This is a genomic window from Actinomadura sp. NPDC000600, assembly GCF_040492135.1.
Taxonomy (GTDB): Bacteria; Actinomycetota; Actinomycetes; order Streptosporangiales; family Streptosporangiaceae; genus Spirillospora.
In genome coordinates, this window is sequence record NZ_JBEUPD010000002.1 from 337,183 (window position 1) to 349,965 (window position 12,783).

Here is a 12,783-nt window from a genome sequence, read left to right on the forward strand (position 1 = left end):
GGTAGGCTGGAGGGGTGCTCCAGATCGGGCGCGTGCTGCCGGCGCCGCCGCTGCGGGGATTGATCGAGCGCTACTGGTGGTGTGCCGGTGCGACGGAGCTGCCAGTGGTGTTCCCCGGCACCGGCGCGGAGTTCTGGATCCACCTGGCGGGCGGCGTCGAGTTGGACGGTGCGCCTCTGCCGCGCGCCCATGCCGTCTGCCTGCGCCGGACACGCTGGTCGCTGAAACCCCGCAGTGAAGCGAGCTTTGTCGCCGTCCGTTTTCGCGCGGGCGCATTGCGCCACTTCACCGGGCAGGGACTGGCTGAGTTGGCCGACCGCGTGGTGAGCGCCGAGGATCTGTGGGGACGCCTCGGGAACCGGATCGTCGAACAGGTCGCAGAGGCGGGCCCGCCGTCGCGGTCGACGGCCTGGGCCCGGGCGCTGGACCGCGGGCTGGAGGAGTTGCGACGCTCGCACGGGCGGGAGGAGTCCCGGGTGGACGTTGCCGTCCGGGTGCTTCATGCCCGTCCCGGGACGGCCCGGGTGGACGGGCTGGCGAGCGAGCTGGGGCTGACGACGCGGCAGTTGCAGCGGACGTTCCCCAGAGCCGCCGGCGCGACGCCCAAGGAGTTCCAGCGTCTGGCCCGGTTCCGGTCGGTGGTGCGGCCGCTGCTGCTGAGCGGGAGCACGGACTATGTGCACGCTGCGCTGGATGCCGGTTTCTACGACCAGAGCCACTTCATCCGCGAGTTCCGACGCATCACGGGGGAGTCCCCGATGGCGGTGCTCGGGCGGGGGACGTCGCATTTCTACTATCCGTCGCTGCCGGAGGGGCCGGAGACTCGGCACTGACCGAACGACGGGAGGCAGTGCGATGACGGTTGCGATGGCGAGGCTGGAGGCCGTTCCCGGCCGGGGCGACGAGGTGGAGGCGGCCCTGGCCGAGGTCGCGGAGCGGACGGCGCGGGAGCCGGGAGCGGTCGCCTACTCGGTGGTGCGCCACGACCAGGTCCGTTTCCTGGTGTACGAGGAGTACGTCGACCAGGCCGCATGCGATGCCCATTTCACCGCTCCTTACGTGCAGGAACTGCTGGAGCGGTTCGCCGATCTGCTCGTCGCGGCCCCACAGGTGGACTTCGGCTCGAGAGTCGCCGGCTTCCGCGCCTCCACCACCGCCTGAGGCACGGCATCCCCCAAAGCCAAGGAGTATTCGAATGTTGAGGCGTGCGTTGGGCAGCCAGGGGGCGGAGGTCTCCGCCATGGGCCTCGGCTGCATGGGAATGACATTCGGCTATGGCCCGGTCGCGCAGGAGCGCGCCATCGCCACCATCGACCGGGCACTTGAGCTGGGTGTCACCTTCTTCGACACCTCCGACCATTACGGGCCCGAGAGCAACGAGGCGCTACTTGGGAAGGCCCTCGCCGGGCGGCGCGACCGAGTCGAACTGGCCACGAAGTTCGGTTCGTATTCGCCGGACGGTCCTGTCCCCGACGGGCGTCCGGAGCATGTGCGCTGGGCCATCGACGGGTCACTGAGGCGGCTCGGCGTCGAGCATGTGGATTTGTACTACCTCCATCGGGTGGACCCGAGGGTTCCGGTGGAGGACACCGTCGGGGCGATGGCGGAACTGGTCGAGGCGGGGAAGGTGCGGTACCTGGGACTCAGCGAGGCGTCGGCGGACACGATCCGCCGCGCCCACGCCGTCCATCCGCTGACGGCCGTCCAGAGCGAGTACTCGTTGTGGAGCCGCGACATGGAGGCCGAGGTCATCCCGACACTGCACGAGCTGGGCATCGGCTTCGTTCCTTACAGCCCCCTTGGCCGCGGGTTCCTCACGGGGAGCATCAGCGGCCCGGACGACCTCGCCGAGAACGACTTCCGGCGCACCAACCCGCGCTTCCAGGGGGACAGCCTCGTCCGCAACCGCGAACTGGTCGGGCACGTCCAGCGGATCGCCGCTGACCGCGGTGCCACCGCCGCGCAGGTCGCGCTGGCGTGGGTGCTCGCCTCGGTACCGGACGCCGTCCCGATCCCCGGCACGACCCGGCCGGAACGGGTCGAGCAGAACGCCGCCGCGCTGGACGTCGGACTGACCGAGGAGGACCGCAGGCTCCTGGCCGAGACGTTCCCGCCGGGAGCCGCCGCGGGTGAGCGCTGGCCGGCCCCCTTCATGGCCACCTTGAACGGCTGAGCCGACCGCCCCGGAAGAGACGCCCGACAGTCGGTCTGGCAAACCAGACCGACTGTCGGTCTATTCACCCGGCCGACTTGTGGGGCGGTAGGTGCCGCCCTGGGAGGGTTCATGACGCCCGACGAGTTCGAACGCCACCGCCAAAGGGTCCAGACCGCCTCCGGGCCGGTCGGGTACGCCGATACCGGCGGGGACGGGCCGCCCGTCCTTTTCCTGCACGGTCTCGCCACGAGCGGCTACCTCTGGCGCCACGTGGTCGAGCGGCTGGACCGCCGCTGCGTCGTCCCCGACCTGCCGCTGCACGGCACCACGCCGGCGGCACCGGACCAGGACTTCACCCTGCCGGGGCTCGCCCGCTTCGTCGGCGACTTCTGCGACGCCCTCGACCTGGACGGCTTCCACCTCGTCGCGAACGACACGGGCGGCGCGATCGCCCAGACGTTCGCCGCCCGCAACGCCCACCGGCTCGCCACACTGACCCTCACCAACTGCGAGACCCACGGCAACCTGCCGCCCAGGGCGCTCCTGCCAGTGATCATGTTGGCGCGCGCCGGGCTGCTCGCCCGCACGGCTCCGAGAATGCTCCGCGACCTGCCGCGAGCGCGCAGGCGGGTCTACGGCAGCGGGTATCAGGATGTCCGGACGCTGCCGGAGGAGGTCGTCCGCGCCTATCTGGAGCCGATCTTCGGTACTCGCGAATCGGCCCGCCGGTTCGAGCGGTTCCTGCTCTCCCTCCATGCCCGCGACCTGCCGGCGATCGATCCCGACCTCGCCCGGCTGCGCGTTCCCACGCTCATCGTCTGGGGCACCGCCGACAAGTTCTTCCCGCTGAAATGGGCCTACCGGCTTCGAAACACCATTCCCGGCGTGACAAAGGTCGTCGAGCTGGAGGGCGCCAAGCTCTTCTTCCCCGACGAGAGGGCGGCCGACCTCGCCGCCGCGCTCATCGCCCATTGGGCGGCGCAGCCTGGCGGCCACCTGTGAGCCTATGCCGCACAGAACGGGGATCTCAGGAGCGGGCGCCGTCTTTGCGTCACCGAGGTTCGACCGCCACCCTGATTCCCAGGGCTACCAGGATTGTCCCGGTCACCATGTCCAAGCCGCGGCGAATTGACGGGCGGCGCAGCAGGCTACTGAAGAAGACGGCCATTTTGGGATTGCCGAGATCGCTCAACAGTCCGCGGCGAAAGCAACTGGACCCGGTCCTTCTTCGCGCCGGATGCAAGTAGGGAAGTGAACATTTCACCGCCTCGAAGCAGTTCGCTGGAGCGGTTGCGACAAAGAGTCCAGTGCCAATGCATGTCCAAGATTGCCGTCACGGGGCCCCAGCGTCAATGCCTATTTTTCGGTGCAGGTATAATCCGTTGGCCGTCAAAGGTCTGACCAATGGAGGGGGCCGGAGTGGCCGGGACGTTGACGACGCCATTGTGCGGTCGGCTGGGCATAGCGGTGCCGGTGATCCAGGCACCGATCGGATCGGCCGCGACACCCGAACTGGCGGCGGCGGTCTCGGCGGCGGGAGCGCTGGGCACGCTGGCGCTGACGTGGGTCGACGCCGCTGAGGCGGTGCGGCAGGTCCGGAGAGTCACCGAACTCACCGACAGGCCGTTCGCCGTGAACCTGGTCCTCGACTTCGACGTAGAGGACGTCCTGACGGCCTGCCTGGCCGAAGGGGTGCCTGTCATCTCCACCTTCTGGGGAGCCCCCGAGGCCGTGACCGCTCGCGTGCACGAGGCCGGTGCGCTGCATGTGCACACCATCGGCTCGGTGGGCGAGGCCGTGGACGCGGTCCGCGCGGGCGTGGACGCGGTGGTGGCCCAGGGCTGGGAGGCCGGCGGCCATGTGCGCGGCCAGGTCACCACCATGTCGCTGGTGCCCGCGGTGGTGGACGCGGTCGGCCCGACCCCGGTGATCGCCGCCGGTGGCATCGCGGACGGACGCGGGCTGGCCGCGGCTCTGATGCTCGGCGCGCAGGCGGGCTGGCTGGGCACCCGGTTCCTGACCGCGGACGAGGCCGCCAGCCACCCGGTCTACCGGGACGCCGTCGTGCGCGCCGCTCCCGAGGACAGCGTCCACACCAGGTGCTTCGACGGCGGTTGGCCCAACGCCCCGCACCGCGCGCTGCGCAACACAACCCTCACCGCCTGGGAGGAGGCCGGCAGCCCCGCGAGGCCCGACCGCCCAGGCGAGGGCGCGGCCATTGCCAGCGATGCCCAGGGCCGCACCCACATGCGCTACGACGACATGGTGCCGGTCGAAGGCATGAGCGGAGACCTCACGGCCCTGGCCCTGTACGCCGGGCAAAGCGCCGGGCTGGTCCGCGACCGGGCGTCCGCAGCCGAGATCGTCGCGACCATCGCCGACCAAGCCACCAGGGCCCTGCGTGGCTAGCCGCCCACTTGCACGGCGCCCCTCCGTCATGCCCGGGGTTTCGCCCGAAGTTCTTTGACGAGGATGTCGATGCGCGGGCGCCCTGTTCGTCGGTGGGTCGAACCGCCGGTGAAGTCCACCGGCGGTAACGACCAGGGAGAACGACGTGCGCAAGCTGATCGCCGCCTTCAAGACCTCGCTCGACGGGCAGGTGGAGGGCCCGGAGGGATACGCGGACTGGGTACCGGCCTGGTCGGAGGACTACGGCCTGACGCCCCAGGTGGACGCGGTCGTGATCGGGGCGGGCATGTACCCCGGCTACGAGCAGTACTGGACCGCGCTCAAGGACAAGCCGGAGGGGCCCCACCCGCTGACCGGCCACACCCCCACCCCGGGCGAGATCGAATGGTCCCGCTTCGCCGAGCGGACCCCGCACTACGTCCTGTCGAGCACCGTGACCTCGGCCGCTTGGCCGCAGACCCGCTTCCTCCGCAAGGTGGAGGAGATCGCGGAGCTCAAGCGGCAGCCCGGCAAGGACATCTACCTCATGGGCGGAGCCCGGATCACGGCGAGCCTCATCGACGCCGGACTGGTGGACGAGCTCCGGCTCATCGTGTACCCGCTGATCGCCGGTGAGGCCAAGTCGCTGTTCGGGACGACGGAACGCCGCCACACACTCCAACTGCGCGACGTCCAGCCCCTCCCGGACGGCCTCGTGAACCTGACCTACACGATCACCTGACCACCACCCAGCGGCTCGACCGCCCCCAACCCGAGGGTCGGGTTGGGGGTCAGGTTGAGCCGAGTGTGGTGAAGCCTCCGACTATGGCGCCGTAGCCGACGTGGGCGAGGACGGTGACCAGGGGGGTGGTGGGCCCGTAGTTGAGCATCAGGAAGCCCGGGGGTTCCAGGAGGGCCACCCGAGGGGCGCTTGTCAGCGGGCTGCCCATCCGGGGGTGGACCAGCGGCAGCAGGATGTTCACCAGCGCGGTGCCGGAGAACAGTCCGTGCACCAGGCCGAAGAGGGCTCCGAGCCACCAGCCGGCGTGGCCGATGGCGAGGAAGACCGCGTAGTAGACGAACGCGAACACCTGTCCGTTGGCGAAGTGCACGAGGTAGCCGAGCGCCTTGGCGCGGCCCCGGTCGGCGGTCACGGCGGTCCCGAGCAGGAACGGCAGGTCCATGCGGGTGAGCCGGAGCTCGCTGGCGGTGCGCAGGACGGTGGTCAGCACCAGCGTGCCGACGAAGGCGCCCGCGGCGGTCCCCCAGGCGCTCACCCGCCCGCCTCCCCGGTGATCGACTCGATGGCGCACGCGGCACTGATCAACGCCAGGTGGCTCAGTCCCTGGGGCAGGTTCCCCAGGAAGGCGCCGGTGGCCGGATCGATCTCCTCTCCGTACAGGCCGACGTCGTTGGCCAGCCCGACCAGGTCGTCCATCAGCGCCGTGGCCTGTTCGATGCGTCCGGTGCGGGCGAGGCATTCGGCCAGCCAGAAGGAGCAGGCCAGGAACGCGCCCTCGGTGCCGCTCACCCCGTCCTCGCCCGAGTACCTGTCGACGAACGGGCCGTGGCGCAGTTCCCGATCCAGCACATCGACCGTGGAGCGCATGCGGGGATCGCCGGGACGCGCATACCCGTGCAGGAGGCCGAGCAGCACTGCGGCGTCCAGCTCCGGGCTGTCGGCGGAGCGCGTGTAGCAGTGGCGGAGCGAGGAGAAGCAGCGCGTCTCGATGAAGTCGCGCACCTGCGCGCGGGCCTGCCGCCAATGGGCCGAACCGCGGTCGGGGATCAGGCCGCGCTCGCAGAGGTCGATCGCCCGGTCGAGCGCGACCCAGCACATCATCTTCGATTGCGTGAAGTGCAGGGGAGCGCTGCGCACCTCCCAGATCCCCGAGTCCGGCTCCCGCCAGGCGGCGCAGACGAAGCCGGCCAGTTCCGCGAGGCGCCGGGCGATGTCCGCGTCGAGCCGTCCGGCGGCGCCCGCGTACAGCCACCCGGTCTGCAGCAGCTCGCCATAGGTGTCGAGCTGGGTCTGCGCGCCCGCCGCGTTGCCGATCCGCACCGGTCTGGAGCCGCGGTACCCGTCGAGGGGGAGCGTCCGTTCCGGGGCGTGGCCGCCGCCGTTCAGCCGGTAGAGCACCCGCAGCCGCGGATGTGTGAGCTGGGAGGCGTGCATGAGCCACCAGAAGTAGGCGTCCGCCTCGGCGGGGCATCCCAGCCTCAGGAACGCGTCGAGGGTGAACGCCGAGTCGCGGACCCAGGAGAAGCGGTAGTCCCAGTTCCGTTCGCCCCCGACCTGCTCCGGCAGCGAGGAGGTCACCGCGGCGGCGATCGCCCCCGAGGGCGCGAAGATCAGGAGCTTGAGCGCCAGCGCGCTGCGCAGCACGGCGTCCCGCCACCTGCCGCCGCAGGAGCGGGCCCGGGCCCAGTCGCGCCACGCCGCGATGGTGTGGTCCATGCGGGCATCGCACTCGGAACGGGTCGGAAGGACGAGCGGTTCCTGGTGGGCGAGCGGCATCGCCAGCAAGGCCCGCCCTCCCTGCCGCACATCGAAGCGGCCGTTGATCGACCGGTCGGTGCACTCGGGCTCTCCCGCGTCCCAGGCGCAGACGGCGAGCGCGTCCGCTCCGGCCACCGCGACCGGGGTACCGGCCCGCTTGGTGATGCGTGGCCGGTGGGCGCCGTAGCCGAACCGCGGCTGCACGCTCCAGCGCAGCGGTACCGTTCCGGCCACGCCGTCGAGGCGCCGCTGCACCTCCCGCATCGGCCCCAGGGCCCCATCGGCATCCAGGGTCATCGCATCGGTGACCCGGACGCTGCCGCGGTCGGTGGTGAACGTCGTCTCCAGCACGTTCGTCCCGGGGAGGTACCGGCGCGCGACCGTGTAGGGCTCCTCCGGCTCCAGCAGGAAGCGGCCGCCTCGGGCGGGGTCCAGGACGGCGGCGAACACCGAGGGGGAGTCCAGGTCCGGCATTCCCAGCCAGTCCACGGACCCGTCGGCGGCGATCAGTGCGGCACTCCGCCCGTCTCCGATCACGGCGTAGTCGCGCAGCCGGGCGTAGCCGTCCCTCCGGAAGGCCGTCGCGCTTCCGGGGCCGGGCGGGGGGTCAACGGGCGGACCGCTGACTCTCATGGAACCAGGATCTCATCCGGTTCCGGCCGTCCCGGGAAGGGGAGGGCCGTAGGGGGCGCGTGAAGATCGCGCGGTCGGGCGTAAGGAAGGCGTCAAGATGAGCCATTTGTCCTGCTGACGGGTGTTTTCTGCGGGGTGTGCCGTGGATCGCGCGGCGCCGGACGAGACGGCAGGGACTCGGAGTCATGGCAGACGTGGTGCTCGTGGCGCTGACCATCGCGGTGTTCGCGGTGCTCGCGCTGGTGGTGAAGGCGGTGGGGCGCCTGTGAGCGTCGAGAACGCGGCGGGGCTGGTGCTCGCCGTCGGGCTGGTCGTCCTCCTCGTGGTCGCGCTGCTCTTCCCGGAGAGGTTCTGAATGGGTTCCACGACCGCGGGGATCGTGTTCGTCGCGTCCCTGCTCCTGGCGCTCGCCGCGGTGCACGTGCCGCTCGGCGACCACATGTACCGGGTGTACTCCTCGCCCCGGCACCTGCGGGTGGAGAAGGCCCTCTACAAGGTCATGGGCGTGGACCCGGAGGTCGAGCAGACGTGGGGCGTCTACGCCCGCAGCGTCCTGGCGTTCTCCCTGGTGTCGGTGCTCGTGCTGTACGGGTTGCAGCGCCTTCAGGGGCTGCTGCCGTACAGCCTGGGCCTCGGCGGCGTGGAGGACCAGGTCGCCTGGAACACCGCCGTCAGCTTCGTCACCAACACCAACTGGCAGGCCTACTCCGGCGAGTCCACGATGGGCTACCCGACGCAGATGGCCGGGCTCGCGGTGCAGAACTTCGTGTCGGCGGCGGTCGGGATGTCCGTGGCGGTCGCGCTGGTCCGCGGGTTCGCCCGGCAGCGGACCGGCGAACTCGGCAACTTCTGGGTGGACCTCACCCGCGGCACCCTGCGGATCCTGCTGCCCGTCGCCGCCGTCGGCGCGGTCGTGCTGGTCGCGGGCGGCGTCGTGCAGAACTTCGCGGATCCGCACGCCGTCACCACGATCGCCGGGCAGCGGCAGGCGCTCCCGGGCGGGCCGGTGGCCTCGCAAGAGGTGATCAAGGAACTCGGGACGAACGGCGGCGGCTTCTACAACGCCAACTCCGCCCACCCGTTCGAGAACCCCGCGGCCTGGACGAACTGGATCGAGATCTTCCTGCTGCTGCTGATCGCGTCCGCGCTGCCCCGCACGTTCGGCCGGCTCGTCGGGCAGAAGCGGCAGGGGTACGCGATCGCCGCGGTGATGGCCGTCCTGGCGCTGATCGCCGTCTGCGCGACGGCGGCGGCGCAGGCCGTCCACCACGGCACCGTCCCGCAGGCGGCGGGCGCGGCGGCCGAGGGCACCGAGACCCGCTTCGGGGTCATCGGCTCCGCGATGTTCGCCGCCGCGACCACGCTCACCTCCACCGGCGCCGTCGACTCCGCGCACGACTCCTACACGAGCCTCGGCGGCGGGATGCTGCTGGTGGACATGATGCTCGGCGAGGTCGCGCCGGGCGGCGCAGGCTCGGGCCTGTACGGCATGCTGATCCTCGCCGTGATCGCGGTGTTCGTCGCCGGGCTGATGGTCGGCCGGACGCCCGAGTACCTCGGCAAGCGGATCGGCGCCCGGGAGATCAAGTTCGCGGCGCTGTACTTCCTGGTCACCCCCGCGCTGGTGCTGGTCGGCGCGGGGATCGCGATGGCGTTCCCCGGCCCGCGCGGGTCGATGCTGAACGGCGGGGCGCACGGCTTCTCCGAGGTGCTGTACGCGTTCACCTCGGCGGCCAACAACAACGGGTCGGCGTTCGCCGGGCTGTCGGCCGCGACCTGGTTCTACGACGTCGCGCTCGGCCTGGCGATGCTCCTCGGCCGGTTCCTCCCGATCGTCCTCGTGCTCGGGCTGGCGGGCTCGCTGGCCCGCCAGACCCCCGTCCCCGCGTCCGCCGGGACGCTGCCGACCCACCGCCCGCAGTTCGTCGGCCTGGTCGTGGGCGTGGCGGTCGTCCTGGTCGCCCTGACGTTCTTCCCCGCGCTGGCCCTCGGGCCGCTCGCCGAAGGGATCCACTGATGTCCCCCCGAAACCTCCGGACGAGGCCGTCCGGACGGCGCCCCGCACGCGGCCGTCCCGCGTCGGACCTGGTGGGCGGCGGCCTGCTCGACCCCGGGCAGCTGCTCGTCTCGCTGCCTGCCGCGCTCCGCAAGCTCGACCCGCGCGTCATGTGGCGCAACCCCGTCATGCTGATCGTCGAGGTCGGCGCGGTGTGGACGACGGTCCTGGCGATCGCGGACCCGTCGTCGTTCTCGGTCCTGATCGCGGTGTGGCTGTGGTTGACGGCGCTCTTCGCGAACCTGGCGGAGGCGGTCGCCGAGGGGCGCGGCAAGGCCCAGGCCGAGACGCTGCGCAAGGCAAAGCGGGGCACTCTCGCGCGCCGGCTGCGCGGCTGGACGCCCGGTGCCGCCGCCCTGGACGAGGAGGAGGTCCCGGCCGCGGAGTTGCGCCGCGGTGACGTGGTCGTGGTCGAGGCGGGCCAGATCATCCCGGGGGACGGCGACGTCGTCGAGGGCATCGCCAGCGTCGACGAGTCCGCGATCACCGGGGAGTCCGCCCCGGTCATCCGGGAGTCGGGCGGCGACCGCAACGCGGTGACCGGCGGGACGAAGGTGCTGTCCGACCGGATCGTCGTCGAGATCACCCAGCGGCCCGGCGAGTCGTTCATCGACCGGATGATCGGTCTGGTGGAGGGCGCCGCCCGGCAGAAGACGCCCAACGAGATCGCGCTGAACATCCTGCTGGCCGCGCTGACGATCATCTTCCTGGTCGCCACCGCCACCATGCAGCCGTTCGCGATCTACGCCAAGGCCGACAACCCAGGCGTCCCGGACAGCGCGGCGCTGGACGGGAACGGCGTCACCGGCGTCGTGCTCGTCTCGCTGCTGGTCTGCCTGATCCCGACGACGATCGGCGCGCTGCTCAGCGCCATCGGCATCGCCGGGATGGACCGGCTGGTGCAGCGCAACGTCCTGGCGATGTCCGGCCGCGCCGTCGAGGCCGCGGGCGACGTCAACACCCTGCTCCTCGACAAGACCGGCACCATCACCCTCGGCAACCGGCAGGCGGCGGATTTCGTCCCGGTCGGCGGCGTCACCGAGGAGGCCCTCGCGGACGCCGCCCAGCTGTCGAGCCTCGCGGACGCGACGCCCGAGGGCCGCTCCATCGTCGTCTACGCGAAGGAGGCGTACGGGCTGCGGGAGCGGTCTCCGGGCGAGCTCGCGCACGCCGACTGGATCCCGTTCACCGCGCAGACGCGGATGTCCGGCGTCGACCTCGACGGGCGCCGGCTCCGCAAGGGCGCCGCCGGGGCGGTGGCCGCGTGGGTCCGCGAGCAGGGCGGGCAGGTGCCGCCCGCGCTCGCGGAGGTCGCCGACGGCATCGCGGCGGCGGGCGGCACCCCGCTGGCCGTCGGCGAGACCCGCCCCGGCCCGGACGGGACGCCCGGCGCGGCCGTGCTCGGCGTCGTCCATCTCAAGGACGTCGTCAAGCAGGGGATGCGCGCCCGGTTCGATCGGATGCGCGCCATGGGCATCAAGACGATCATGGTGACCGGGGACAACCCGCTGACCGCGCGGGCGATCGCCGACGAGGCGGGCGTGGACGACTACCTCGCCGAGGCCCGGCCCGAGGACAAGCTCGCCTTCATCAAGGCCGAGCAGCAGGGCGGCCGGCTCGTCGCCATGACCGGCGACGGGACCAACGACGCGCCCGCGCTCGCCCAGGCGGACGTCGGCGTCGCCATGAACACCGGCACCTCCGCCGCCAAGGAGGCCGGGAACATGGTCGACCTCGACTCCGACCCGACCAAGCTCATCGAGATCGTCGAGATCGGCAAGCAGCTCCTCATCACCCGGGGCGCGCTGACCACCTTCTCCATCGCCAACGACGTGGCCAAGTACTTCGCGATCATCCCGGCGCTGTTCGTGTCGCTGTTCCCCGGCCTGGAGGCGCTGAACGTCATGCGGCTGACCAGCCCGGAGTCGGCGATCCTCTCGGCGGTCGTGTTCAACGCGCTCGTCATCGTCGCGCTGATCCCGCTGGCGCTCCGGGGCGTCCGCTACCGGCCGACCTCGGCCTCCCGGCTCCTGCGCCGCAACCTGTCCCTCTACGGGCTGGGCGGCGTCCTCGCCCCGTTCGCCGGGATCAAGGTGATCGACCTCATCGTCCAGTTCATTCCGGGGATCTCATGAACACGCTTCCCGCCTGGGCCCGCCGGCATCTGGCGGCCCTCCGCGCGCTGCTGGTCTTCACCGCCGTCTGCGGCGTCCTCTACCCGCTGGCCGTCACCGCCGTCGCCCAGGCGCCCGGCCTTCGGCACAGGGCCGACGGCTCCCGCGTCGTCGTGGACGGCAGGGCCGCCGGCAGCGCACTGATCGGCCAGAGGTTCACCGACGGGCACGGCGAGCCGCTCAAGCAGTACTTCCAGGGCCGCCCGTCCGCCGCCGGCGACGGCTACGACCCCGCGGCGTCCGGCGCGAGCAACCTCGGTCCCGAGGACGTCGTGGATGTCCCCCCCGACCCCACGCTGGTCAAGGCGGGCAAACCGGACCCGAACGCCCGGCAGAGCCTCCTCACCCAGGTCTGCGCGCGCAGCAAGGCGATCGGCGCCCGGGAAGGCGTGGACGGGGCGCGTCCGTACTGCACCGGCGGGGGCGTGGGCGCCGTGCTTTCCGTGATCGGTCCGCGCGACGCGAGCGGCGCCGTCGTCCGCCCGACGCGGGTCGTCAGCGTCAACGAGGCGTGCCCCGCGACGCCGTTCCTCGCGACGTACCGTGGAGTCGAGGTCGAGTGCCGCGCCGCGGGCGAAGACGTCGACGAGGGCCGGATCATCCCCGTCCGAGGCGGGGCTCCGGCGCGGCCGGCGGTCCCGTCCGACGCCGTCACCGCGAGCGGCAGCGGCCTCGACCCGCACATCTCACCCGCGTACGCGAGACTGCAGGCCGGACGCGTCGCGCGGGCGCGCGGCCTGAGCGTCGACCGGGTCCGCGCGCTGATCGACGGGAACACCGCCGGGCGCGCGCTGGGGTTCATGGGGGAGCCCGCGGTGAACGTCCTCCAGCTCAACATCGACCTCGACAGGACCGCCCCGTACCGGGGCTGAACGGA

13 protein-coding genes are annotated in these 12,783 nt (G+C 71.7%); 11 read left to right on the forward strand and 2 right to left on the reverse strand.

What is annotated here, in order from left to right:
• Positions 1–14: 14 nt before the first annotated feature.
• The 6 genes from ABWI07_RS04325 to ABWI07_RS04350 all read left to right on the forward strand — a co-directional run bounded on the left by ABWI07_RS04325 (position 15) and on the right by ABWI07_RS04350 (position 5,285).
• A complete protein-coding gene (locus ABWI07_RS04325; RefSeq protein ID WP_149261798.1) occupies positions 15–833 on the forward strand; it encodes a helix-turn-helix domain-containing protein in 819 nt (272 codons plus the stop codon).
• Between the two features lie 22 nt (positions 834–855).
• Positions 856–1,161 carry a putative quinol monooxygenase gene (locus ABWI07_RS04330; protein ID WP_160161046.1) on the forward strand — a complete coding sequence of 102 codons (306 nt, stop codon included), beginning with the start codon at positions 856–858 and terminating at the stop codon, positions 1,159–1,161.
• Positions 1,162–1,195: 34 nt separating this feature from the next.
• Positions 1,196–2,173: an aldo/keto reductase gene (locus ABWI07_RS04335; protein WP_149261796.1), complete on the forward strand. Its 978-nt coding sequence runs from the start codon at positions 1,196–1,198 to the stop codon at positions 2,171–2,173.
• A 111-nt stretch (positions 2,174–2,284) separates the two neighbouring features.
• Positions 2,285–3,157, forward strand: coding sequence for an alpha/beta fold hydrolase (locus ABWI07_RS04340; protein WP_353817682.1), 873 nt, complete (start codon positions 2,285–2,287; stop codon positions 3,155–3,157).
• Between the two features lie 402 nt (positions 3,158–3,559).
• Entirely contained in the window at positions 3,560–4,564 is a 1,005-nt protein-coding gene (locus ABWI07_RS04345; protein WP_149261794.1) for an NAD(P)H-dependent flavin oxidoreductase, read from the forward strand.
• Positions 4,565–4,709: 145 nt separating this feature from the next.
• Positions 4,710–5,285, forward strand: coding sequence for a dihydrofolate reductase family protein (locus ABWI07_RS04350; RefSeq protein ID WP_353817683.1), 576 nt, complete (start codon positions 4,710–4,712; stop codon positions 5,283–5,285).
• 49 nt (positions 5,286–5,334) lie between these two features.
• On the opposite strand, the gene ABWI07_RS04355 is transcribed toward ABWI07_RS04350, so the two are convergent.
• The gene (locus ABWI07_RS04355; protein ID WP_353817684.1) at positions 5,335–5,820 is read right to left on the reverse strand and encodes a hypothetical protein; all 486 of its coding nucleotides are present in this window, start codon (positions 5,818–5,820) and stop codon (positions 5,335–5,337) included.
• Positions 5,817–7,676 (reverse strand): glycoside hydrolase family 15 protein, encoded by a 1,860-nt coding sequence (locus tag ABWI07_RS04360; RefSeq protein ID WP_149261791.1) that lies wholly within the window; start codon positions 7,674–7,676, stop codon positions 5,817–5,819. Before ABWI07_RS04360 ends, ABWI07_RS04355 begins: the two co-directional genes overlap by 4 nt.
• A gap of 137 nt (positions 7,677–7,813) precedes the next feature.
• Here ABWI07_RS04360 and ABWI07_RS04365 point away from each other — a divergent pair, with 137 nt between their 5' ends.
• Genes ABWI07_RS04365 through ABWI07_RS04385 form a run of 5 tightly spaced genes read left to right on the forward strand, consistent with a single transcriptional unit; the run spans position 7,814 to position 12,778 of the window.
• Positions 7,814–7,945 carry a hypothetical protein gene (locus tag ABWI07_RS04365; RefSeq protein ID WP_268843276.1) on the forward strand — a complete coding sequence of 44 codons (132 nt, stop codon included), beginning with the start codon at positions 7,814–7,816 and terminating at the stop codon, positions 7,943–7,945.
• Complete coding sequence (gene kdpF, locus ABWI07_RS04370; RefSeq protein WP_149261790.1) at positions 7,942–8,031, forward strand: K(+)-transporting ATPase subunit F; 90 nt, start codon at positions 7,942–7,944, stop codon at positions 8,029–8,031. Before ABWI07_RS04365 ends, kdpF begins: the two co-directional genes overlap by 4 nt.
• Entirely contained in the window at positions 8,032–9,693 is a 1,662-nt protein-coding gene (gene kdpA, locus ABWI07_RS04375) for a potassium-transporting ATPase subunit KdpA (RefSeq protein WP_149261789.1), read from the forward strand.
• Positions 9,693–11,867: a potassium-transporting ATPase subunit KdpB gene (gene kdpB / locus ABWI07_RS04380; RefSeq protein WP_502912785.1), complete on the forward strand. Its 2,175-nt coding sequence runs from the start codon at positions 9,693–9,695 to the stop codon at positions 11,865–11,867. The genes kdpA and kdpB overlap by 1 nt, the downstream gene beginning before the upstream one ends.
• Positions 11,864–12,778: a potassium-transporting ATPase subunit C gene (locus tag ABWI07_RS04385; protein ID WP_353817685.1), complete on the forward strand. Its 915-nt coding sequence runs from the start codon at positions 11,864–11,866 to the stop codon at positions 12,776–12,778. The genes kdpB and ABWI07_RS04385 overlap by 4 nt, the downstream gene beginning before the upstream one ends.
• The last annotated feature ends 5 nt before the right edge of the window (positions 12,779–12,783 follow it).